The 23,958-nt window shown below is 57.8% G+C and carries 20 protein-coding genes; 9 read left to right on the top strand and 11 right to left on the bottom strand.

The features are described from left to right. Nucleotides 1-118 precede the first annotated feature (118 nt). Both RRU01S_RS07295 and RRU01S_RS07290 read left to right on the top strand, forming a co-directional pair. A complete protein-coding gene (locus RRU01S_RS07295) occupies nucleotides 119-1,441 on the top strand; it encodes an oxygenase MpaB family protein (RefSeq protein ID WP_045229533.1) in 1,323 nt (440 codons plus the stop codon). After that, nucleotides 1,434-2,102: a CerR family C-terminal domain-containing protein gene (locus RRU01S_RS07290; protein ID WP_052816003.1), complete on the top strand. Its 669-nt coding sequence runs from the start codon at nucleotides 1,434-1,436 to the stop codon at nucleotides 2,100-2,102. The genes RRU01S_RS07295 and RRU01S_RS07290 overlap by 8 nt, the downstream gene beginning before the upstream one ends. A gap of 6 nt (nucleotides 2,103-2,108) precedes the next feature. Here RRU01S_RS07290 and RRU01S_RS07285 read toward each other — a convergent pair whose 3' ends face one another. The 3 genes from RRU01S_RS07285 to katG form a co-directional block, all read right to left on the bottom strand. Further along, nucleotides 2,109-4,031 carry a putative bifunctional diguanylate cyclase/phosphodiesterase gene (locus RRU01S_RS07285; RefSeq protein ID WP_045229532.1) on the bottom strand — a complete coding sequence of 641 codons (1,923 nt, stop codon included), beginning with the start codon at nucleotides 4,029-4,031 and terminating at the stop codon, nucleotides 2,109-2,111. Nucleotides 4,032-4,040: 9 nt separating this feature from the next. After that, on the bottom strand, nucleotides 4,041-4,547 hold the full coding sequence (locus RRU01S_RS07280) for a putative pterin-binding protein (RefSeq protein ID WP_045229531.1): 507 nt from the start codon (nucleotides 4,545-4,547) through the stop codon (nucleotides 4,041-4,043). Between the two features lie 315 nt (nucleotides 4,548-4,862). Continuing rightward, nucleotides 4,863-7,049: a catalase/peroxidase HPI gene (gene katG, locus RRU01S_RS07275; RefSeq protein ID WP_045229530.1), complete on the bottom strand. Its 2,187-nt coding sequence runs from the start codon at nucleotides 7,047-7,049 to the stop codon at nucleotides 4,863-4,865. Between the two features lie 203 nt (nucleotides 7,050-7,252). Between katG and RRU01S_RS07270 the strand changes: the two genes are divergently transcribed. Further along, a complete protein-coding gene (locus tag RRU01S_RS07270; protein ID WP_045229529.1) occupies nucleotides 7,253-8,161 on the top strand; it encodes a hydrogen peroxide-inducible genes activator in 909 nt (302 codons plus the stop codon). Between the two features lie 10 nt (nucleotides 8,162-8,171). Here RRU01S_RS07270 and RRU01S_RS07265 read toward each other — a convergent pair whose 3' ends face one another. The 5 genes from RRU01S_RS07265 to RRU01S_RS07245 form a co-directional block, all read right to left on the bottom strand. Next, nucleotides 8,172-8,492, bottom strand: coding sequence for a hypothetical protein (locus RRU01S_RS07265; RefSeq protein ID WP_045229528.1), 321 nt, complete (start codon nucleotides 8,490-8,492; stop codon nucleotides 8,172-8,174). A 145-nt stretch (nucleotides 8,493-8,637) separates the two neighbouring features. Beyond that, a complete protein-coding gene (mutT, locus tag RRU01S_RS07260; protein ID WP_045229527.1) occupies nucleotides 8,638-9,051 on the bottom strand; it encodes an 8-oxo-dGTP diphosphatase MutT in 414 nt (137 codons plus the stop codon). Continuing rightward, the gene (locus RRU01S_RS07255; protein WP_108722583.1) at nucleotides 9,051-9,821 is read right to left on the bottom strand and encodes a GNAT family N-acetyltransferase; all 771 of its coding nucleotides are present in this window, start codon (nucleotides 9,819-9,821) and stop codon (nucleotides 9,051-9,053) included. Before RRU01S_RS07255 ends, mutT begins: the two co-directional genes overlap by 1 nt. Before the next feature lie 17 nt (nucleotides 9,822-9,838). Beyond that, nucleotides 9,839-11,080, bottom strand: a complete 1,242-nt coding sequence (argJ, locus tag RRU01S_RS07250) for a bifunctional glutamate N-acetyltransferase/amino-acid acetyltransferase ArgJ (RefSeq protein WP_045229525.1) — start codon at nucleotides 11,078-11,080, stop codon at nucleotides 9,839-9,841. Nucleotides 11,081-11,157: 77 nt separating this feature from the next. After that, nucleotides 11,158-12,036: a peptidylprolyl isomerase gene (locus RRU01S_RS07245; RefSeq protein ID WP_045229524.1), complete on the bottom strand. Its 879-nt coding sequence runs from the start codon at nucleotides 12,034-12,036 to the stop codon at nucleotides 11,158-11,160. A gap of 241 nt (nucleotides 12,037-12,277) precedes the next feature. On the opposite strand from RRU01S_RS07245, the gene secA reads away from it, so the two are divergent. The 5 genes from secA (at nucleotide 12,278) to RRU01S_RS07220 (ending at nucleotide 19,202) form a co-directional block, all read left to right on the top strand. Then, on the top strand, nucleotides 12,278-14,998 hold the full coding sequence (secA, locus tag RRU01S_RS07240; RefSeq protein WP_045229523.1) for a preprotein translocase subunit SecA: 2,721 nt from the start codon (nucleotides 12,278-12,280) through the stop codon (nucleotides 14,996-14,998). A 283-nt stretch (nucleotides 14,999-15,281) separates the two neighbouring features. Next, nucleotides 15,282-16,172, top strand: coding sequence for a DMT family transporter (locus RRU01S_RS07235; protein ID WP_045229522.1), 891 nt, complete (start codon nucleotides 15,282-15,284; stop codon nucleotides 16,170-16,172). 208 nt (nucleotides 16,173-16,380) lie between these two features. Continuing rightward, complete coding sequence (locus RRU01S_RS07230; RefSeq protein ID WP_052816002.1) at nucleotides 16,381-17,661, top strand: GNAT family N-acetyltransferase; 1,281 nt, start codon at nucleotides 16,381-16,383, stop codon at nucleotides 17,659-17,661. 76 nt (nucleotides 17,662-17,737) lie between these two features. Next, nucleotides 17,738-18,847, top strand: coding sequence for a pyridoxal-phosphate-dependent aminotransferase family protein (locus RRU01S_RS07225; RefSeq protein ID WP_045229521.1), 1,110 nt, complete (start codon nucleotides 17,738-17,740; stop codon nucleotides 18,845-18,847). Nucleotides 18,848-19,019: 172 nt separating this feature from the next. Further along, nucleotides 19,020-19,202, top strand: a complete 183-nt coding sequence (locus RRU01S_RS07220) for a hypothetical protein (RefSeq protein WP_045229520.1) — start codon at nucleotides 19,020-19,022, stop codon at nucleotides 19,200-19,202. Nucleotides 19,203-19,446: 244 nt separating this feature from the next. On the opposite strand, the gene RRU01S_RS07215 is transcribed toward RRU01S_RS07220, so the two are convergent. From RRU01S_RS07215 to RRU01S_RS07205, 3 genes are all read right to left on the bottom strand, one after another. Then, nucleotides 19,447-20,634 carry a Gfo/Idh/MocA family protein gene (locus RRU01S_RS07215; RefSeq protein WP_045229519.1) on the bottom strand — a complete coding sequence of 396 codons (1,188 nt, stop codon included), beginning with the start codon at nucleotides 20,632-20,634 and terminating at the stop codon, nucleotides 19,447-19,449. Nucleotides 20,635-20,653: 19 nt separating this feature from the next. Further along, entirely contained in the window at nucleotides 20,654-21,706 is a 1,053-nt protein-coding gene (locus RRU01S_RS07210) for a sugar phosphate isomerase/epimerase family protein (protein ID WP_045229677.1), read from the bottom strand. A 97-nt stretch (nucleotides 21,707-21,803) separates the two neighbouring features. Continuing rightward, a complete protein-coding gene (locus tag RRU01S_RS07205; RefSeq protein ID WP_045229676.1) occupies nucleotides 21,804-22,877 on the bottom strand; it encodes an NAD(P)-dependent alcohol dehydrogenase in 1,074 nt (357 codons plus the stop codon). A 134-nt stretch (nucleotides 22,878-23,011) separates the two neighbouring features. On the opposite strand from RRU01S_RS07205, the gene RRU01S_RS07200 reads away from it, so the two are divergent. After that, a complete protein-coding gene (locus tag RRU01S_RS07200) occupies nucleotides 23,012-23,698 on the top strand; it encodes a superoxide dismutase (protein ID WP_045229518.1) in 687 nt (228 codons plus the stop codon). The last annotated feature ends 260 nt before the right edge of the window (nucleotides 23,699-23,958 follow it).

Below are 23,958 nucleotides of genomic sequence, written 5' to 3'. Positions count from 1 at the left end.
CGGTATTTTTGAAATCCTTAGAAATCGCACCAAATCTCACACTGCAAGAAATCACCGGTAAGACTTGAATGCTCTCATTCGATCAATATCTATCAGTTGATAGAAAAGGAACGTCTCCATGCAGAAGCGACAGTTTCATCCTGCTCTGTGGCAGCAGATCGAACAGCAGGCACATCAGGTCCCGGCGATCTACGGAAAAATCGATTTTTCCAAAATGCCGGAACGCTTCACCGTCGATGGCGATGGCGAGAGCCTGCCGGGCCTCGATGCAATGAAAGCCGAGATATTGGCGAATGACGCGCTGGTGGAACAGATGGCGGCCTACACGCTGATTGGCGATACGGTAGCCGATGCCTACGCGGCCCGCATGGGAGACTTCAGTTTTCGCCAGTTGATCGATATGCTGCAACTGGCCTGCGACAAGGGCCTGGATGCGGTACCCGATGCCCCACCGGAACTGTCGGCCTTCATCGGCGCGATGGAGGCAAGGCCGGACTGGATCGATATGGCTCTGGTGAATGAAGGCGCGCGGATCGAGCGAAACCAATATGCGCATCTCGTTCCCTTCGCCATCCGGGGTGCGTTTCTGGCGACCTTCATGAACCGCTATTCCGCACTTCCCATGGCGCTGACTGGCAATTTGTCCGATCAACTTGCGGCAAAGCGGGTTCTGGAAACGGCAACTTTCTTCACACTGACCGTCATGCCCGGCGCGCTGGAACGGCACGGTGCAGCCTTCAAGGCCGCCGCCATGGTGCGGCTCATGCACTCCATGGTACGGGTCAACGTCATGCGTCGCGAGGGCGTGTGGGATACCAGCGTCTATGGCGTGCCCATCCCGCAGGTCGACCAGATGCCCGCCGGGCAGATCGGTTCGCTGCTGATCGCCGCGCACGCACTTCAAACCAACCGGCCATTTACGGCAAACGAGCAGGCCCGCATCGAAATCGCCCGCTATCGCTGCTTTCTGCTTGGTCTGCCAAAGGAACTGCTGGGCGAAACCCCGGAAGAGATCGTGCGGTTGATGCTGGCGCGTCAGGCCACATTGCGCAGCGGCTTTGACGATGCCACCTGCGGCTCGCTGGTGCGTGGCACTCTCGAAGCGGAACTGACCCACGAACCCACACCACTGGGCAGGATCGACCGTGAACTTGAACGCAGTTTCGCCAAATTTTTCTTCATCCGCCATTTTCTGAAAGGCGACACGGCACGCGCGAAGGCCATGGGTGTCAGCTACACCTTCCGGGATCGCAACCTTGCCGTGGTCACGGCGGCGCGCATCTTCTCGCAGCTTCGACTGTTTCGGACGCTCTCCAACATACCCGTCGTACGCGATGTTGCCGACCGACATCTGGTCGGCAAGCTGCATGGCCTGCTCAAGCGATATGGCCACGCGGAATTTGCCAGTGACGGCTCGAAGGTGGGACGTCCGCATGGCTGACGGGTCGGGCGAACTGCCGCGCAGCGGCTACGCCAAAAGCGAAGTCACCCGGCAGGCCATTCTGACGGCTGCGCTCTCCGAATTCGGATTGAAGGGTTTTGGTGGTGCAACGACGCGTGCCATAGCCGATGCCGCCGGTGTGGCGCTTCCGGCCATCGCTTACCACTTTGGCAACAAGGAAGGGCTCTACCGTGCCTGCGCACAGGATATCGTCGCGGCCTACCAGGCCTCGGCGATCTCGCTGATGAGCGGCGCGGCGCATCTGTTTCAATCCGGCCAGCCATCGCCCCAGCAATGCCGCACACTGTTATCCGACACGTTGAAGATGGTGCTACGCCTGTTCCTGGACAGCAAGACCGGAGAAGCGCAGGCGGATTTCGCTATGCGTGAACTGCGTGACCGGGGACCGGCCTTCGACATTCTCTACGACAGGCTGTGGCAGCCGGGTGTCGAGGTGGTGGCGCAACTGATCTGCGCAATCAGAAACACGCACACCGTATCGCAATCCGACCGGGCCGATGCCTTGATGTTAATATCCAGCCTGCTGGCCTTTGGGACAGGTCGGGATGTTTCACTGCGCATTCTGGGGCTTGAGCAAGGCCAATCGCACACCTTCGACGTTCTCGACACGGCAATCGAGCGCGCCGTTGCAGGTCTGTAGCGGGGATTACCGGAAGGCAGCAAGCTTGTCAGCCGGTGCAGGTCTGCCGAGCAGATAGCCCTGCATCTGGTCGCAGCCAAGCTTTGTCATGCAATCGAATTGCTCTTGTGTTTCAATGCCTTCGGCAATGGTCTTCATGCGAAGGCTCTTGGCCATGCCGACGATGAATTCGACGATGGCGAGCGCATCCGGGTCGGTATGGACGTCGCGAAGGAAAGACTGATCAATCTTGATCTTGTCGAAGGGAACGCCCTTGAGATTGCCCAGCGACGAATAGCCGGTGCCGAAGTCGTCCATGGCCAGTTGTATGCCCACGCCTTTCAGTTTTTGCAATGTCTCCAAAGTCTGATCGTTTTTGTTCAGCAGCACGGACTCGGTGATTTCGAGCTCCAACCGGCTCGGATCGAGACCGGTTTTCTCCAGCGCATCGACGATATTCTGAATGAGGCTGGTGCTGTGGAACTGGAGGGGCGACAGGTTGATCGCAACCTTCATATCCTTTTTCCACGTCTTGGCTTCCTGGCAGGCTGTGTCCAGGGCCCATTTCCCAAGGGAGTGGATCAGCCCGGTTCGCTCAGCGACGGGAATGAAGGCTGAAGGAGGAACCTTGCCGCGCACGGGATGCGTCCAGCGCAACAACGCCTCGAACCCGCAGATTTCGCGGGTCTTGGTCAGCATCTGCGGCTGGTAGTAGACTTCCATCTCGTTGTTCTGCAAAGCCAGTTGCAAGTCTGCCTCGAAGGAACGGCGCTCCATAAGCTGCTTTTGCATATAGGCCTGAAACACACTGGCGCTGCCAGGGCCCTGTGCCTTGGCTTCATAGAGAGCCAGATCGGCGCGCTTGAACAACTCGTCGGCATTCATCACGTCCTGCGAAACGGCAATGCCGACACAGGTGCCGATCTTGATTTCCATTTCGCCCAAGATGTAAGGCTTGCTGATGGCCTCGATCAGCCGTGTTGCGAACGCCATCGCATCATCTTCACGCATTCCGCTCGAAATGACCGCGAATTCATCGCCACCCAGTCGGCACACCGTATCGCCTGTTTTGTTGAGCGATGACAGGCGCGCGCCCACCGCCTGAAGCAGCGCATCGCCGACATCGTGTCCGAGCGTATCATTGATGTCCTTGAAGCCATCGAGATCGAGCAGCAAGACAGTGGCCGCGCGTGACGTGGGGGCGGCGAGCCTGGCGTCCAGTTCCTGACGGAACAACGCCCGATTGGGCAATTCGGTCAGGGCGTCATGATAGGCATCATGGGCCAGCCGAACGTTGTTTTCTTGCAATTCCAGCGTGGCTGCCCGCAATTCGTCCGTCAGTCCGCGCATGTCTTTTTGCGCACGGTCCAGCAGATTGTTGTGCCGGTTGAGCAGCAAAATGAGTGCAATGCCGCAAATGATGAGGCCACCTGCAAGGCAGGTGTAGATGATGTGGAGCTGGCGCACTTCCGCCTGGGCTGAATCGATCAGGTCCACGTCAAAGGCGAGCGACGACGATGCAAGTGTGGTCAGCGGCCCGTCGAGTGCGCCCATGGTCGGCAACAGTGCGCGCACATAGTCCGGCCGCATCTGGTCGACATTCTTGTCGAGGTCGACCAGTATGTCATTCAGTTTGGACACGAGATCGCGCCATTCCCGGCGCTCGGTGATGAATGCGCCGAGCTTGCCGTGCTGCAAAAGCTCAAGCCTGCCCAGCATGATATCGAGCCGCAGATGAAGATCGTCGCGGCTCACACTCTCGGGGGCCAGCGCAAACTCGTAGAGTGTGTTTTGGAGACGCAGATATTCGGCGACTGTCTGGCTTACGGCCCAGCTATCATTGTATCGCGAGAATTTCTGCAGGGCGTTTTGCCGTTCGGCGATGACATAGGCGATATAGCCGGTTGCCAACACGAAGCAGCAAATAATGACCGCCAATACCTTTCGCAATGTGCACCTTTACTCGACGATCAGCTTTGCGACCTGCCAAGCGGAACGTGCATAATATGTCTGTGTTTGAAGCTCCGGCGTACTGTCATAGGGGTAGATCACAAAAAGCGGACCCTTTTCACGAACTTCCATGTACGTCCCGTTTCGCTTCATGGCGAGAATAACGTTGAACTTCTGGAAGTCCGCGAGCGGAAGCGTGCTTGAATAATCGTTCAAAGCCACCGCCGTCACCGTCGTGCCACTGGCACCGACATACTCCATCAATTTCTTCAGCGAAACCCCCTCGAAACGAGTCCGCCCGTCATACCATGGCGAACTTGTCTCCACCGTGACAACGCCCAGTCCCTCAAGCATGGCCCGGTCAAATTGTGCGGAGCCATCCGAATTGGTATTGGTTATGTTGCCGGAGATCGTCAAGATGGTTTTGCCAGATGGCAACGGTAGCGAACCGGCGCTGGCACCTGAGAGCCATGCGAGCGACAAAAAGGCACTGAGAACGAACTGCGCAGCACGCATTGTTGTTGTCCTTCGAAACACGCTGGCCAATCACCCGCCAATATTGCGAGCTCTTAAAAAACCTTATATCAGGATTCGATACAATACTCTTGGCGAGTTTTTATCCGTATCTGTTGAAGCCGTGGCTGATCGAGGAAATGAACAGCAGCGCCAGATGTTACAGAAGCTGCCGCATAACATCGGTTTATCCAATGTTTTGAGAGATCGTTAGCAAAATCGGTAAAATATTTGCAAATGGTTTCGAAATTTCAAAGGCCTATATACCGGGCGTGGCAGGAGCCACGCCCGGTACTATCAGGGGTTCATATTTCTGTATCAGACCAGATCGAAACGGTCTGCATTCATGACCTTGTTCCAGGCCGAAACGAAATCCGTGACGAACTTCTGCTTTGAGTCTGACGAGGCATAGACCTCGGCCAGAGCACGAAGCTGCGAATGCGAACCGAAGATCAGATCGACGCGCGTACCCGTCCATCTGATCTCGTTGGTCTTGCGGTCACGCGCTTCATAGACGCCGTCCTTGCCGGAAACAGGTGCCCATTGCAGGTCCATGTCCAGCAGGTTGACGAAGAAGTCGTTCGTCAGGGTTTCCGGACGGCGCGTGAAGACACCATGTTCCGGCTCGCCGACTTTGAGCACACGCAGACCACCGACCAGAACCGTCATTTCAGGTCCTGTCAGCTTTAGCAGCTGGGCGCGGTCCACCAGGGCCTCTTCCGGCTTCATGAACTGGTGGCGGGTCTTGCTGACATAGTTGCGGAAGCCATCGGCGCGGGGCTCAAGCGCCTCGAACGAATGCACATCCGTCTGCTCCTGAGACGCGTCGGTGCGACCCGGCGTGAACGGAACAACGACACCATGACCACTGGCCTGAGCCGCCTTTTCGACACCGGCAGCACCGGCCAGCACGATGAGGTCCGCCAGCGAAATCTTCTTGCCGGATTGTCCAGCATTGAAATCTGCCTGGATGCCTTCAAGAACGCCGAGAACCTTGGCCAGCTGTGTCGGCTGGTTGGCTTCCCAGTTCTTTTGTGGCTCCAGACGGATGCGCGCACCGTTGGCGCCGCCACGCTTGTCCGAACCGCGGAACGAGGATGCGGATGCCCATGCCGTCGACACCAGTTCCTGAACCGTGAGACCGGTGGCGAGCACTTTCGCCTTGAGGCTGGCGATATCGGCGTCATCGACGAGCGGATGATCGACCGGCGGAATGACATCCTGCCAGATCAGGTCTTCTGCCGGGACTTCCGGTCCGAGATAGCGAACCTTCGGTCCCATGTCGCGGTGCGTCAGCTTGAACCATGCACGCGCAAAGGCATCGGCAAACTGATCCGGGTTTTCGAGGAAGCGGCGTGAAATCTTCTCATAGGCTGGGTCCATGCGCAGCGCCAGATCCGATGTCAGCATGGTTGGAAGATGCTTCTTGGATGGATCATAGGCATCGGGAATGGATGGCTCGGCATTCTTTGCCACCCACTGCTTGGCACCCGCCGGGCTCGTGGTCAGTTCCCATTCGAAAGCGAAGAGGTTTTCGAAGAAGAAGTTGCTCCACTGCGTCGGTGTTTGCGTCCATGTGACTTCTGGGCCGCCGGTGATGGTGTCCTTGCCGATGCCGGTGCCGAACTTGCTGTGCCAGCCCAGACCCTGCGCCTCAAGCTCACCGCCTTCCGGCTCGGCACCGATCAGCGACGGATCGCCAGCGCCATGCGTCTTGCCGAATGTGTGGCCGCCAGCGATCAGAGCGACGGTTTCCTCGTCGTTCATCGCCATACGAGCGAAGGTCGCGCGAATATCGCGGGCAGAGGCCAGCGGATCGGGATTGCCGTTCGGACCTTCGGGATTGACGTAGATGAGGCCCATCTGCACGGCACCAAGCGGTTCCGCCAGTTCGCGCTCGCCGCTATAGCGTTCGTCGCCCAGCCACGTGCCTTCCGGACCCCAGAACAGCTCTTCCGGCTCCCATACGTCGGCACGACCACCAGCAAAACCAAAGGTCTTGAAGCCCATGGATTCCAGCGCAACGTTACCGGTCAGGATCATCAGATCCGCCCAAGAGATGCTGTTGCCGTATTTCTGCTTGATCGGCCACAGAAGACGGCGGGCCTTGTCGAGGTTGGCATTGTCAGGCCAGCTGTTCAGCGGTGCGAAACGCTGCTGACCGGCACCAGCGCCACCACGACCATCGGTGATGCGGTATGTGCCGGCGCTGTGCCAGGCCATGCGAATGAACAGGCCACCATAGTGACCGAAGTCGGCTGGCCACCAATCCTGCGAATCGGTCATCAGCGCGTGGAGGTCTGCCTTGACGGCATCCAGATCGAGCTTCTTGAACTGTTCAGCGTAATCGAAATCGGGCCCGAGCGGGTCGGAGAGCGACGATCCATGGTGGAGGATCTGAATATTCAACTGGTTTGGCCACCAATCCCTGTTCGAACGAACGGATTTAGGCGTCTGGCCGTGCGCGACCGGACATTGGCCTGCGCTATCGGTTTTCTGGTCCATTTTATACTCCATGTCACTTAATCAGTGGGCGATTTCAAAAAGAGAGTCGTGCAGTCAAAAAATGCATAATGTCGGTCCGGCCAGATCGCAGCCTCACAAAATCGTGCCCGACCAGCGAGATATAACCTCTCCTGACGACCTTTTAGCGACTAGCTGCCATAAATTTAAGTTGGATTTACTGATCGTTGCGATAAGCTGGAGTTATGAAGAATATCACCTTGAAACAGCTTCGCTATTTCGAAGCCTTGGCCCGCCATCGCCGCTTCAGGATCGCAGCCGACGCCTGCGCTATTTCGCAGCCGGCACTGTCCATGCAGATAAAGGAGTTGGAGCAGGAACTGGGCAACGAACTGTTCGAGCGCAGCGCGCGGGAAATCAAGCTGACGGCATTCGGCCAGGCCTTTGCGGTGCGCGTGCGTCAAATCCTGCAAGGCATGGACGAACTGGGCGAACTGGCACGCACGTCGAAGAACTCGTTTCTGGCGCGCCTGCGCATCGGCGTCATCCCAACCGTCGCACCCTATCTGCTGCCCACCATCATCAATGATCTGAACAAGGCCTTCGACGGCATCGAGATACAGATCAGGGAAACCCAGACGGCCAAACTCATCGAGGAGCTGAAACAAGGCGCTCTGGATCTTGCCATCGTCGCACTACCCATCTCGGAACCATCGCTGACCGAGTTGAAGCTGTTCGATGAGGAATTCGTGCTGGTTCGCCGACAGCAAGATCATGACAAGCCCGTGCCGGAGCGCTCGACCTTGCCGAGAATGCGGCTTCTGCTCCTGGAAGAAGGGCATTGCTTCCGCGATCAGGCCCTCTCCTTCTGCCATGTCGGCTCCACCCAGTCCCGTGAGGTGATGGAAGGCAGTTCGCTATCGACCCTGGTTCAGATGGTGAGCGCCGGTATCGGTATTACCCTGATCCCGGAAATGGCGGTGCCAATGGAAACGCGCTCCGCGCAGGTCTCCGTATCGCATTTCGAGGCACCCGCGCCGGTGCGCTCGATCGGCATGATCTGGCGCAACGCAACGCCGCTTGCCAAGCAACTTCTGCAGATTTCAGAGGTGATCAGGCGCTCGACCGAGCGCGTGAGAGCTGTATCCGTCTAGACGGACGCCGTCAGCAATTCGGCTCGTTGGCGTAACCTTCGACGATGCAGACCGAACCCGGCATCGGCTGCGTCACGCTGCGACGAATGCTGTAGGTCTTCTTGGACGGCTCGTTGCTTTTGATGGAACCCGTGCTGAGCATGTCGAAACTATCCGGCACCTGCGCGAACCGCGCCGGAGGAGTTTTACCGGCAAGCATCGGGGTAACGATCAAGGACAGGGCAATCGCGATCATGCCAAACAGCAGAGCGACGTTCAAAACACCGATTCTGCGCGACTTTTCGGAATAGGTTTGGCGATCCTCTACGGTTTTCCAGAAATCCTCGTTCATGTCAGGCCTCGCTACGCGCCGTTTACCAATTGTTCAGCCTGTGACGTTGACAGAGGGTGCTAAACGAAAGGTTAAAGACGCCCCGTTTCGGGACAAACGAAGCTGTGGAAATCCCTGATTCACCGAATTATTTTAAAATGCGCTGTTACAGCAAGTCCTGGAGATATGGGATCAGCGGCTCGTCGGCTGGCGGCATGGGGTACTCACGTAACGCCTGCGGCTTGACCCACTTGATCGCCTGCCCCTCGGCCCCGCGCGGAATGCCCTCATAACGACGGCAGACATAAAGCGGCATCAGCAGATGAAACGTTTCATAGCTGTGGCTGGCAAATGTTAGAGGCGCAAGGCAAGCGACCTTCGTCTTAATGCCCAACTCTTCCTCAAGCTCGCGAACCAGCGTTTCCTCGGGCGTCTCCCCGCTCTCCACCTTGCCGCCGGGAAATTCCCAGAGACCGGCCAGCGATTTGCCTTCCGGTCTTTGCGCCAGCAGAATACGGCCATCGGTATCGACAAGAGCACAGGCTGCGACGAGGAGAATGCTTCGCCCGGTTTCAGCCATCAGGCGGCATCCTTGCGCCAATAACGATAGGTATAGGCTGTGGAAAAGCCGAATTTCTCGTAGAGCGCCACCGCCGGAACATTGGTCGAAACCACTTGCAGCCAGGCGGTTTTCGCCCCGCTGATGCGTGCCCAACGAAGTGCGGAGGTCAGGATTTGTGTCGCCGTTCCCTGCCGTCGGATCGATGCGGCCACCTCCAGCGACAGGATACCCGCCAAGTCGTTATCCTGAACGCAGATCACGGTCGCCTGCGGCTCGCCTTCCACTTCCTCCTTGGTGAAAAGACCAAGGGTGGGTTTGATCGAGCTGACGATCTCGGCGATGGCGGAGCGCAGAGACGGGTCGTCACCGCTCACCTTCAAACTCGCCTCAACGAAACGGCCGATATCGTGGCTGGGAAGATGCGCCATGGTTTCCGGCAGTTCGGCGGAGGCGAGATCGGATGTCATGACATCGACCTCCTCAAACACCGTCCAGCCATCATCGAACATATGCGCGCGCAACTGCGGCGGCATCAATGTCGTTTCACGCACGATCAGCGGACGCCCGAAGTCTTCGAAACGCTTGCGGGCCTTTTCAAGCCGCTGGGCGCAATTGCCGTAATCCGATGGGTCCAGCGGCACGACGCAATTGATGCGCTTGGAGGGATGCGAACCCGTCAACCGGATTTGCCAGCTTCCATCGTAAAGCACGGAAGAGGCTGGCCAGGCACGAAAGCTCACCGCTTCCAGGCGACGCACGAGAGGAAGATTGGCAGGAACACTGCGCATATCGGACGCCTCCACCATTAGCTCCGGTAGTCGCCGTTGATTTCGACATACTCCTTGGTCAGATCGCAGGTCCACACGGTTGCGGTGCCGCTGCCCAGACCGATGTCGACTTTGACCGGAATATCCTGGTGTTTCATCACGGCGGATGCATCGGCCTCGGAATAATCCGGATCGCGCTCACCATTAACGGCAACACGCACATTGCCGAACCAGATAGCAAGTCGGTCGCGATCCGCCAGTTCACCCGATTTACCGACGGCCATCACGACACGACCCCAATTGGCGTCTTCACCGGCGACAGCTGTTTTGACCAGCGGCGAGTTGGCGATCGACAGCGCGATGGTCTTGGCTGCCGCATCGCTTTCGGCGCCGGTAACGGTGATTTCCACCATCTTGCGCGCGCCTTCGCCATCGCGAACCACTTGCAGGGCCAGGTCCTTCAACAGATCGTTGAGGGCATCGCGGAAGGAAGCGAGTTTCGGATCATCTGCGGTTTCGATGCGGGTCTGTCCGTCGTCACGGGCAGCACCGGTGGCAAACAGCATCAGCGTATCGGAGGTGGACGTGTCGCTATCCACGGTTACGGAATTGAAGGTCGGGCCGACGCCTGCCGCGAGCAAGGCCTGCAAGGCGGGCGCTGCGATATCGGCATCCGTTACTACGAAGGAGAGCATCGTTGCCATGTCAGGTGCGATCATGCCGGCACCCTTGGCAATACCGTTGATGGTAACGGTCACGCCATCGATCTCGGCGGTGCGTGTCGAGACTTTCGGGTAGGTGTCGGTCGTCATGATCGCCTTGGCGGCTTCCTGCCAGAAATCGCCAGTGGCATCTCTATTCATCTGACCGATAACGCCTGCAAATTTGGTTGCGTCCAGCGGCTCACCGATCACGCCCGTGGACGCGAGGAACACTTCGCTTGTCGAGCAGCCGATAGCGTCAGCCGCAGACTGTCCCGTCAGCTCGGTCGCCGCCCTGCCCTTGACGCCTGTAAAGGCATTGGCATTGCCGGAATTCACGACCACCGCGCGGGCAACACCGCCTGCAAGGTTGGTGCGGCAGAAATCCACCGGGGCGGATGGGCAGCGCGATTTGGTGAACACGCCTGCGACAGTGGCAGGCTTGTCGAACACCATCAACAAAACATCGGTGCGGTTCTTGTATTTGATGCCAGCGGCAGCCGTTGCCATTCGCACACCGCGCAAAGCGGGCATGTCAGGGTAGGATTTTGGCGCAAGTGGAGAAACGGCAGCGGACATTGGCAAAGAACCTGCATTTTTCGGGAAGAGATAAATGAAACAGGGCGGCTCATCGCCGCCCCGTCAACTGTACAGAATTATGGCTGTGCAGGCGGCTCGGCAGGGGCTTCTGCCTGCTGCTTGCTGGCTTCTTCGTAAGCCTTGCGCATCGCCTCATCGGGAATGTCGATCTTCTGCTCGGCCTTCGCCTTTTCGATCAGAGCAACATACTTGTCGCGCATGACGAGCTGACGAACCTGAGCCTCGACCTGCTCGTAAGCCGGTGGCGGTGCAACGCGCTTGTCTTCCAGCTTGATGACGTGGAAGCCGAACTGCGACTTCACAGGCTCCTTGGTGTAGGCACCCTTTTCAAGCTTGAAGGCGGCTTCTTCGAATTCCGGAACCATACGGCCCTTGCCGAACCAACCGAGATCGCCACCATCATCCTTATTGGAATCGGTCGACTTTTCCTTGGCCAGCGCTGCGAAATCCTTGCCGCCGTCCAGCTGCTTGATCACGTCCTTGGCTTCCTCTTCGGTCGCGACCAGAATGTGAGCAGCCTTGATTTCTTCTTCCTGCGGCAGGGCAGCAACTTCCTTTTCGTAGCGCGCCTTGACCTCTTCATTGGTCACGGCATCGACAACATGCTTGCGGAAGTAGGCGTTGTGCAGCTCGCGATCGGTGATGAAGGCAAGGCGCTTCTTGAAGTCTTCGGTCTTCTCAAGACCTTCGGCCGTGGCGTCCTTCACCAAAAGCTTCACGTCGATGGCGCCGGACAGAGCAGCAACCTTCTTCTGTTCGTCAGGAAGCTGGGCAAGCTGCGGATCGAGGTTGCTCATGGCAAGATCGAGTTCGGACTGGCGGATTTCCAGATCGCCGACCTTCGCAACAACGGCATCTTCCTGCGCGAAAGCAGGAAATTGAAGACCAAGCGTTGCTACGATGACAGCAGCCGCAATTCTATTATAGCGCAACATATTAAACCTTTCGGAGACAATGCCGGCTCCAGACGTGGTTTTCCGGCTGAAAAAACTTCCAAACACCGGAATGTGGCCATTCTGTAACGGGCAGAACCGTTGACATCATTTGCCCCCCCTCTTATCTGTCGCTCAACCTCGCGTCCAGATACGTTTAAGGGTCAAGTCTGTCATTTGTACGTAAATGCGATGCCAGACCGCAATGCCTTGGCAAAACGGAATTTCAGAAAGGGCCACTAAGATGGTCAGTCTCGGCGGAATAGCCCGCAAGTTGTTCGGTTCGGCAAATGAGCGCCGTGTCCGCTCCTATCGAAGCAATATCACGGCAATAGGTGCACTCGAGGAAGAGATGAAGGCGCTCTCCGATGAGGCGCTGACAGCAAAGACTGTCGAATTCCGTCAACAACTTGCCAATGGCAAAACGATTGACGACATTCTCGTTCCGGCCTTTGCCGTTGCACGCGAAGCCTCACGCCGTGTTCTCGGCATGCGCCCCTTCGACGTTCAGCTGACGGGGGGCATGATTCTCCATTCCGGCGACATTGCCGAAATGAAGACCGGTGAAGGCAAGACGCTGGTTGCGACCCTTGCCGTGTACCTCAATGCCCTGGAAGGCAAGGGCGTTCACGTCGTCACCGTCAACGATTATCTCGCCCAGCGCGATGCCGCCACCATGGCACGCCTTTACGGTTTCCTCGGTCTGACGACCGGCGTCATCGTTCATGGACTGGACGATGATCAGCGCCGCGAGGCCTATGCCTGCGACATAACCTACGCGACGAACAACGAACTCGGCTTCGATTATCTGCGCGACAACATGAAATACGACAAGCCGCAGATGGTTCAGCGTGGCCACCACTACGCCATCGTCGACGAAGTCGATTCGATCCTGGTGGATGAGGCGCGCACGCCGCTCATCATCTCCGGTCCGCTGGACGATCGCTCCGATCTCTACAACACCATCGACGCCTTCATCCCCATGCTGTCGTCCGAAGATTACGAGATCGACGAGAAGCAGCGTTCTGCCAACTTCTCCGAAGACGGCACCGAAAAACTCGAAAACCTGTTGCGCGATGCCGGTCTTCTTAAGGGCGAATCACTCTACGACATCGAAAACGTCGCCATCGTTCACCACGTCAACAACGCGCTGAAGGCCCACAAGCTGTTCCAGCGCGACAAGGATTACATCGTCCGAAACGGCGAAATCGTCATCATCGACGAATTCACCGGCCGCATGATGCCGGGCCGTCGCTATTCGGAAGGTCAGCACCAGGCACTTGAAGCCAAGGAAAAGGTACAGATCCAGCCGGAAAACCAGACGCTGTCGTCCGTCACCTTCCAGAACTATTTCCGCATGTACAAGAAGCTCGCCGGCATGACCGGTACGGCATCGACCGAAGCGGAAGAATTCAACAACATCTATTCTCTGGACGTGATCGAAGTTCCGACGAACCTGCCGATCCAGCGTATCGACGAGGACGACGAGGTTTACCGGACCGGCGAAGAGAAGTTCAAGGCGATCATCGAACAGATCAAGGCAGCCCATGAGCGCGACCAGCCGGTTCTCGTCGGCACCACCTCGATCGAAAAATCCGAGCTTCTGGCCACCATGCTGCGTCAGACCGGCTTTGAGAACTTCCAGGTTCTGAATGCCCGTTATCACGAGCAGGAAGCCTATATCGTCTCGCAGGCCGGTGTGCCGGGTGCCGTCACCATCGCCACCAATATGGCCGGTCGCGGTACCGACATTCAGCTCGGCGGTAACGTCGATATGCGTCTCGAGCGTGAGCTTGAAGGCGTGGAGCCGGGTGAAGAGCGCGACGCCACGGAACGGAAAATCCGCGAAGAGATCAAGGTTCTGAAGGACCGGGCACTGGCCGCCGGTGGCCTTTTCGTGATCGCGACCGAACGCCACGAAAGCCGCCGTATCGACAACCAGCTGCGTGGTCGTTCCGGCCGTCAGGGTGACCCGGGCCGCTCGAAATTCTACCTCTCGCTTCAGGATGACCTGATGCGCATCTTTGGTTCCGACCGCATGGATTCGATGTTGCAGAAGCTTGGCCTGAAAGAAGGCGAAGCCATCGTCCATCCGTGGATCAACAAGGCGCTCGAGCGCGCCCAGAAGAAGGTCGAAGCCCGCAACTTCGAAACCCGTAAGAATCTTCTGAAATATGACGACGTTCTTAATGATCAGCGCAAGGTCATCTTCGACCAGCGCCTGGAGCTGATGGAAGCCGATAATATCGGCGAAACCGCCTCCGACATGCGCAACGAAGTGATCGAAGCGCTCGTCACCAAGCATGTGCCGGAAAATGCCTATGCCGAGCAGTGGGATATTGCAGGCCTCAAGGCTGGCCTCGAACAGTCCCTCAACCTCGATCTGCCCGTCGATGAGTGGGCGAAAGAGGAAGGCATTGCCGAAGACGATATTCTTCAGCGCATCACCGAAGCGGCAGACAAGGCCGTGGCGGAGAAGACCGAGCGTTTTGGCGCCGAGGTCATGACCTATGTCGAGCGTTCGGTGATCCTTCAGACCATTGACCACCTGTGGCGCGAGCATATCGTCAACCTCGATCACCTTCGCTCCGTCGTCGGTTTCCGCGGTTACGCACAGCGTGATCCGTTGCAGGAATACAAGGCGGAAGCCTTCGAGCTGTTCCAGGCGCTGCTGTCCAACCTGCGTGAAGCGGTCACGGCACAATTGATGCGTGTCGAACTGGTTCGCGATGCACCGCCGCCAGCCGAACTGCCGGAAATGACAGCGCATCATCTCGATCCGCTGACCGGCGAAGACGAGTTTGCGATGCAGGAGGCGGCTGGCGCATCCGCAGCCTTCGTTCCACCGGAACAGCGTGACCCCAACAACCCCGCCACATGGGGCAAGATCGGCCGTAACGAAGCCTGCCCTTGCGGTTCCGGCAAAAAATACAAACATTGCCACGGCATTTTCGATCAGGCTTGATCGCTTTTCGAGCACGTTAAAAAAGACCCGCAGACATCGTTTGCGGGTCTTTTTGTATTCAACAATATCCCTGACACATTTGCTGGGCCAAAAATGGTCACGTCGGCACGCCCGCAGCCACTTACTCCCAAACCATTTTCCGCCTAAGAGCACGTGATGTCCTCGTACCGCTCTGGACACAGACGACGGGGTTGTTTGAGCGGAGCCACCACCGTAAAATTCAATTGACGCTTGGCCGTCGCTCTCGTATCGCTCGCCGAAATCCCCAGTCCGGACACCGCGCATGAAACCCTCCGAGCTTGCCGCCTATATCTTTCTTGCCGTGGCATGGGGATTGTCGTTCATGCTGGTGCTGCATGTCGTGGCTGCCTTCGGCTGGATCGGCGCGGTGACCCTGCGCTGCTTCATCGCGAGCTTTACGCTGCTGATTATCGCGCGCGTCACGGGGCGGAAACTGAATTTCAGTGCCGGATGGCGGGCCTTTGCCGTTGTCGGAGCCACAACGGTTGCCGGGCAGCTCATCGGCCTGTCCTACGCCACACCTGTTATCGGCACCGCCATGGCCGCCATTCTGGTGGCCAGCATCCCCTTGTTTTCGATGTTGATCGGCCAACTCTGGGGGCTGGAGAAAATCTCCCTGCAAAGCCTCTTCGGCATGGTGCTGGGGTTCAGCGGCATCGTCATTCTCGTCGGCTTCCCGGCAGTTCCCGCCACTCCGGCTTTCATTATCGGATGCGTCATCTGCCTGATCGGCTGCATCTGCGCGGCTTTCGGCAGCAATTATGCAAGCCGCCATCTCAAAGGGTCCGGCGCCTGGGAAATCACGATCGGCGCATTTCTGGCTGGCGGCATCATGACGTTGCCCTTGCTTTTCGTCGTTCCCATCCCCTCGCCGCCGCCGCGGGCAATTGATTTCGCCTATCTCTTCGGGCTTGCCATCGTCATGAGTTCGCTCACCTACATCACCTATTTCCGCCTTGTGTCGTTGATCGGCGCAACCAAAACCATCAGCGTGGAGTTTGTGGTCACGGTCATCGCGGTGATTGTCGGTGCACTGGTGCTGGACGAGCCATTGTCGTCGCTTCAGTTCGTCGGTGCTGCGATCATCATTCTAGGTTGCGCCCTCGTTTTGGGCCTTTATCCGAAGCGCAGAATAACACCTGTTCTTCCATAGACATGCTACTGATACGACAATGCGCTAGAGATCGAATAGCATTTGGTTAACTGTCTTCACGTTTCGATGTATGATTGAATTTCTGCGAGCAAAAGACGATAAATATGATACAGATCGGTTCTCGCTAAAGAAGTCATACCTCATCAGATGAGGCACCATGACAGATACTTGTCACGAATAGGCATAGGAAAGACGGTTCAAGACGGGCATGGCAAGCGATCCGAACGATCCAGATATGCGAGATGACCGTTTCGCAAGGCTGATAGCAAAAACAGTGCCTGACCGTCCCGCCGCCGACAGCAGTGTCCGCGTAGGCCGCGCCGGGCGTGAATTTTGCATTTACCCGGCCCAACTCGGATATGATCTTCAGGAAGAATTGGACTTTCTGTCGAACCGTGTCGTCGAGCCGAATATTTTCTTCACCGGAAAGCTTTTGGCGCCCGCCATGCCCCGCGTTGATAACCGCGCCGTGCGGTTTGCGCTAATGCGCGATGAAAACGGCGCGCGCTCGCGCATGCGTTTTCTCATGCCGTTCACGATTGAAAAGCCAGGCTTTTCCGTTGGCCCATCGATTTTGCGCGCATGGTCCAATCCGTTCGGCCCCCTCGGCACGCCTCTGGTCGATTCGGAAGGAGCAGCCGAGACGATCGACAACCTCTTGGATGCACTATCCCAGCCGGAACTGCGTCTGCCCGATGTGCTGGTGCTTCCGACTCTGCGGCTGGACGGCGCTTTCACGCGCATGATCAAGGCCATCGCGCTCAGCCGCAACCTGCCACTGGCCGTCGCCGAGCCGCATCGCCGAATGATGCTGGAAAGCGATACCGACGCCAGTCTCTATCTGCAAAACAATCTGTCGGCGGGGCAGTTGCAGGAGCTAGAGACCCATTGGCAGCACCTGAAAAGTGTCGGCACGCTCACCCACGACATCGCCAGACAGCCGCAAGACATCAGATTGCGCACGGAAGAGTTTCTCGCGCTCGAAGCCAGTGGCTCGAAAGGCCGCAAGCGCTCGGCTCTCGTCAGCGACCGGTATCGTGCAGCCTTCGCGCGTGAAGCGATTACCAATCTGGCCGAAATCGATGCGGTGCGTATTCATACGGTCAACCTCAATGGTCAGGCCATTGCCTCCGCCGTCGTCTTCATGACCATGGGCGAGGCCTATGTCTGGAAACTCGCCGTCAATGAAAACCACTCCCGCCACGCCATCGAGCGTCTGCTGATGCAGAAATTGACGGAATGGCATCTCGATGACGCCAATATTTTGCGCACCGACAGCTGCGGGGCTGACGAAGACGGTTCCTTGAAGGGGTTCTGGAGCGAATCGGCTGAAATGGGCACGCTCGTCATCGGTCTTTCGCAAAACAGTGACCGCGACGTGCGCCAGGTGGCCGCACAGGTGCATATGTATCGCAACACCCGTAATCTCGCAAAAGTGCTGCGTGAACGCATTATGTCGCTCGGTCGCAAGGGTAGTGCTGGCAACTGACGGGCATCCATATAGTGTTGCCCATCCAACCATGCTTTAAACTTCCGAGTCTTGCGCATTCATACGGAATTCGACCATGCCCAATCGTGACTGGAGCCACCTGCTCGATATCCCCTCATTCCCGGCGGAAAACTATGCAGCGCTTGCCGACCGGCTGGGCACCCTCATGGGCACGAAAAACGATGTCCTGCTGATCCAGGCGGAAGCTGTTCTGGCGCTGGAAGCCACGGCAACCAGCCTGGCGCATCCCAGCCTCAAGGCGCTCAACATCGTCACCAGCCCCTATGGCACGTGGTTTGGTCGCTGGCTGGAGCGCGGCGGTGCCGATGTCGTCAATCTGAGCGCAGAACCGGCACACCCCATCACGCTGGAGGCGGTCAGCCACCATCTCGACGCCAATCCCGACATTGCAATCCTGTCCCTCGTCCACGCCGAATCGGCCAGCGGCATTCTCAATCCGCTGGAAGAAATCGTCGCTCACGCTCGACAAAGGAGCATCCTCACCATCGTCGATGCCGTCGCCTCCATCGGTGGCCATGCACTCGAGGTGGATCGGCTCGGCATCGATATCGCCGTCATCGGCCCGCAAAAGGCGCTGGCTGGGACAGCCGGACTGTCGGCGCTTTGCGTCAGTCAAAAAGCGTGGGAATTTTTGAAACGTGCCGACGCCCCGCGCATCTCGATGCTGTCATTGCTCGACCAGAAAGAGCAATGGCTGGATGTGGGACGCCATGTCTTACCCGGAACACCGGCACCGCTCGAATTTTTCGCGTTGCAAGCCGCTCTCGACCGGATCGAATCGGAGGGCATCCAACAGGTGCAGCAGCGCCACCAGCTTGCAAGGGACGCGACACGGGCCGGACTTCTGACGCTCGGTGCACAGCTGTGGGCGCAAGACCCATCAGCATCCGCCCTCGTCACCACCGCCGTTCTACCACTTGGGATGAACCCTCAGACCTTCCTGCCACGCCGCACCATTGCAGGCGCCGATATCACCCCCGCCGTCGGCCCTGGCACCGAACGCCTCGTTCGCCTCAACCACACTGGACAACGCGCCACCGAAGAGGCGGTGCTGGCCAACCTCACCGCCTTTTCGCACGCCCTTGCGGCGCACGGACACGCAAACGATCTCGGCGCGGCACTGAAGACAGCCACCGGCATCTATCGCAGGTCTTGGAACGTCTAAACGGCTTGTGTGTCACCATGAAATAAAGCTTCGGATTTGCGCTTATTTGAGAAATGAATTTCTCAAATCCATCCACAGCCGTAACAGACTAATTCCCTCAGCAATCTTGACGAAATCGTGGCAACGCGCGAATATTTACACCTCGTTAAATATTGTGACAATGAGGGACAAAATGGTAGCTGGCTTTAACATGCTTTCCTTCGACCTGTTCGGTCTCGGTCGCAAGGCGCAAGAAGACAAACTGAAACGCGAAAGCGGCTTCACCTCGGAACCCAGAACCAAGGACGATTCCGAGCAGCACGACCGTGATCAGGAACACGAGCTGTTCTTCTGGTCGCTGTATCCGGTGATTTAGGTCGTTTTCGTTAGAGAGCTTGGGTAGTGGGTGTGGCTCACCCTGCCCTTCCGGGCATCTCCCCAACAAAGAGGGAGATTGGCTAGGCTCAAACTGCGCAATCAATCCGCAGCGTTGAATTTGGGCGAAGCCTCACCGCGATTCGATCTCCCCACCTGAGGGGGAGATGCCCGGCAGGGCAGAGGGGGGTGAGCCACACCCAGCAGCCCTTACCGTTATGTGACCCACCACCTAGCCAATTGCCTTACAACTTCACCCAACCACCATTCTGCTTCGACGAAGCAATACACGCCTCGACAAACGCCACGCCTTTGACGCCATCATCAATGGTTGGGTAAACCACCGCGCCATCCAGCGCCGTGCCGTTGCGCCGTGCATCAATGGCGTTTGCGGCTTCGGTGTAGATTGTCGCAAAGGCTTCGAGGTAGCCTTCCGGGTGACCGGACGGGATGCGGCTGACGCGGGCGGCAGATGCACCGGCACCGGCTCCACCACGGGTGATCAACTGCTTAGGCTCGCCAAGCTTGGTGAACCACATGTAGTTCGGATCGGCCTGCGTCCACTCGATGCCAGCCTTGCTGCCATAGATGCGAACCTTAAGGCCGTTTTCATTGCCCACGGCCACTTGGCTGCACCACAGCAGGCCCTTGGCAGGCGCTTTGCCATCCCTGGCCTTGAAGCGCAGCATGACGTGGGCGTTATCATCGAGACGACGACCGTCAACGAAGGTGTGGACGTCTGCGGCGAGTTCTTCGGTTTCGAGACCGGAGATGAAGCAGCCGAGATTATAGGCATGCGTGCCGATATCGCCGGTGGAGCCGCCTGCGCCCGATTGCGCCGGGTCGGTGCGCCATACGGCCTGCTTGGCACCGGTCTGTTCGACGGGTTCTGCCAGCCAGTCTTGTGGATATTCCATCTGCACCAGCCGGATATCACCCAGCGCGCCGCTTTCCACCAGTTCCCGCGCATGGCGCACCATCGGGTAGCCGGTGTAGTTGTGGGTCAGGACGAACAGTGCGTCGGACGTGTCTGCCACCGCTTTCAGCTTTTTCGCATCGTCCAGATTGGAGGTCAGCGGCTTGTCGCAGATGACGTGGATGCCGCGTTCCAGAAACGCCTTTGCTGCCGGGTAGTGCACATGGTTGGGCGTAACGATGGCGACGGCCTCGATGCCGTCTTCGCGGGCCGCTTCCTTTTCGGCCATCTCCTCGAAGGAGCCGTAGCAGCGGTCCTCGTCCAGTCCAAGTTCCAGACCGGAGGCCTTCGATTTTTCAGGGGTGGAGGACAAAGCGCCTGCCACCAGGTCGAAGCGGTTGTCCAGCCGTGCCGCCATGCGGTGCACGCCGCCGATGAAGGCGCCTGCGCCACCACCCACCATGCCAAGGCGAATGCGTTTGCTCGCCTTGTCGGTCGTCTTTCCTTCAATAGCCATGAAATGTCCTCGAAATGATTTATAGGCCCAGCATGCGGCGGTTTGCGGCATCGTCCGTGCCGCTGGAAGCGAAGTCGTCAAACGCTTTTTCGGTGACGCGAATGATGTGCGCCTTGACGAATTCAGAGCCTTCGGCAGCGCCATCTTCCGGGTGCTTCAACGCGCATTCCCATTCGACAACGGCCCAGCCATCAAAATCATTGGCGGCCATTTTCGAGAACACGGCGCCGAAATCCACTTGCCCGTCGCCCAGCGAGCGGAAGCGACCGGCGCGGTTGACCCAGCCCTGATAGCCGCCATAAACGCCCTGACGACCAGTGGGGTTGAACTCCGCATCCTTGACGTGGAACATCTTGATGCGGTCTTTGTAGATGTCGATATTGTCGAGATAATCAAGGCATTGCAGCACGTAATGCGAGGGATCGTAGAGCATGTTGGCGCGGCTGTGGTTCTTTACGCGCTCCAGGAACATCTCGAAGGTCACGCCGTCATGCAGGTCTTCGCCGGGGTGAATTTCGTAGCAGACGTCCACACCCTGCTCATCGGCATAATCGAGGATCGGCGTCCAGCGCTTGGCAAGTTCATCGAAAGCGGCTTCCACCAGACCGGCAGGGCGCTGCGGCCATGGGTAGATAAAGGGCCATGCGAGCGCCCCGGAGAAAGTGGCATGTGCATCGATGCCGAGATTGCGCGATGCCTTCAGCGCCAACTTCACCTGCTCGACCGCCCATTCCTGACGCGCCTTTGGGTTGCCGCGCACTTCGGGTGCAGCAAAACCATCAAAGGCTTCATCGTAAGCAGGGTGCACGGCCACTAGCTGGCCTTGCAAGTGAGTGGAAAGCTCCGTCACCTCGACGCCGTTACTCCGGGCCACACCGGCGAACTCGTCGCAGTAGTCCTTGGATTCTGCTGCTTTTTTAAGGTCGATCAACTGCCCGGCCCATGTGGGCACCTGCACACCGAGATACCCTTTATCAGCCGCCCATTTGGTGATGCCGTCCCACGTGTTGAACGGTGCAGCATCGCCCGCAAACTGACCGAGAAAAAGCCCCGGTCCCTTGATCGTCTTCATGAATTGATCCTCCTGCATCGATACAGATAAGTGGTTTGAGCCTCCACTCGCCACCGGCGCTCAAGCTAACCGCTGATTATTTTCGTGCAACCCTCAATCAGCCGCCAGGCATGATAATTTGCATCTTCACTTCACCAGCAGGGGCAGATGCGGCTAGATCGAAGGCCTTGATGCTGTCTTCGAAATCGAAGGTGCGGGTGATGAGTGCGGAGACATCGATGGCACCGGATGCCAACATATCGACGCAGCGGCCAAAGACGTTGGCATAGCGGAAAACATGCTCGACACGCGCTTCACGAATTTGCGCTGCCACCACGTCATAGGCCACCAGCTTGGTCGGCATGCCGACGAACACCACCATCCCGGCAGGTCGCAAGGGCTCGAACACGCGGGTAATGGCCGCTTCTGCACCGGAGCATTCGAAAATGACATCCGCACCCCAGCCGCCGGTGGATTTCAGCACCTGTTCGGCAAGATCATGCTCGCGCACATTGACGGTTTCGACTGGGCCCAGACCACGCGCCATATCCAGCTTCACCGGATCGACATCCGACACGATCACGCGTGCGCAACCGGCAGCAAGAGCTGCCAGCACGGTGACGAGGCCGATGGGGCCAGCGCCGATGACGACAGCGATGTCGCCCGGCTTGACCTTGGCCTGCGTAGCCGCCTGTACGCCGACGGCCAGCGGCTCCACCATGGCGCCTGCCGCGAACGACACATTGTCCGGCAGCTTGAACGTATAGGCCGCCGGATGAACGACGGACGCGCGCAAAACGCCGTGGATTGGTGGCGTGGCCCAGAAGCGCACGGCAGGATCGAGATTGTAATGGCCGATGCGGCTCGCGCGGCTGATCGGGTCGGGAATGCCCGGCTCCATGCACACGCGGTCCCCCACCGACAGGTTCGTTACGCCGGAGCCAACCTCGGTCACGGTGCCGGAGGCCTCGTGTCCCAGAATCATCGGTTCGCGCACCACGAAATTGCCGATGGCGCCGTGGGTGTAATAATGCACGTCGCTGCCGCAAATGCCGACGGTATGGATAGCGATGCGCACGTCGTGCGGTCCAACCTGCTCCTCCAGCGGAAACGGACGCAGCGACAGCTTGCCCAACTCTTCCAGAACGAGCGCGCGCTCTTCACTCGATCTAGATACTCCTTGCGACTGCATGCGGTCCTCCTCGACCTTCAACGGTACATTTGCGATAACAAAACCGGGAACGGATTGAATAAGCAAGATCGAAAAGAAACTTTTCTCCCACCAACCGGTTTGCCTGACTTGGACATCAACCGGGAGAATGAGACATGTTAATGACGAGACGCGCCATCATGGCGGCCACAGCGGCAACCGCCGCAGTCACCACGCTTTCCGCACCATCGATTGCAAAAGCGGCACTGCCGTTGAAACAGCCCGCTCTGCCCTTTGCAGAAGACGCCCTCGCCCCACATATCTCCGCCAAGACCGTTGCCCTGCATTACGGCAAACACCACAAGGCTTATTTCGATAAGCTGAACACGCTGGCCAAGGGCACGCCCTACGCCGATATGGAGCTTGACCAGATCGTCAAGTCATCCGCTGGCAAGACAGCCGACAAGAAGATTTTCAACAACGCAGCCCAGGCCTGGAATCACGTCGCCTATTGGGAACAGTTTACGCCCGGTGGCCCGAACCGTCCGGAAGGCAAGGTTGCTGACGAACTGAACGCAGCATTCGGCGATTACGGCAAGTTCATCGAAAAAGCGGTTGCCACCTCGGATGAAGTCTTTGGCACCGGCTGGGTCTGGCTAACGCGCGATGATCAGGACAAGCTGGCGCTGGTCGGCTACGAGGACGGCAACAACCCGGTTGCTGTTGGCCGCCCGGCCTATCTCGGCATCGATATCTGGGAACACGCCTATTACGTCGATTACGAAAACCGCAAGCCGGAGCACATCAAAGCTGTGCTGGAAAACCTCATCAATTGGCGAGTCGTGGGCGATAAGATCGCTTGAGTGTAACAATAAAAGCTGTTTCACTATCAAAGGCGTCCTGAGCCTTCAGGGCGCCTTCTTTATTGCCTGGCTTTTGGGAAGAAACGCATGGTTTTTTCCACCATTTCCAAACAAACATTCTAATTCCTTCGCCTAAATTAGTATCAAAATCGCGCGAAGTTGAACTTTTGATCAAAAACCTCTGAATTGGCGCAACTTGCCCGCTTGAGTATGTGCAAGGTTTCTTATAACCACGTTGCATCGGTAGTCGCAGAATAAGC

Origin of the sequence: Agrobacterium rubi TR3 = NBRC 13261 (assembly GCF_000739935.1) — a bacterium.
GTDB lineage: Bacteria > Pseudomonadota > Alphaproteobacteria > Rhizobiales > Rhizobiaceae > Agrobacterium > Agrobacterium rubi.
This window is presented reverse-complemented; position numbering and strand designations above follow the sequence as displayed.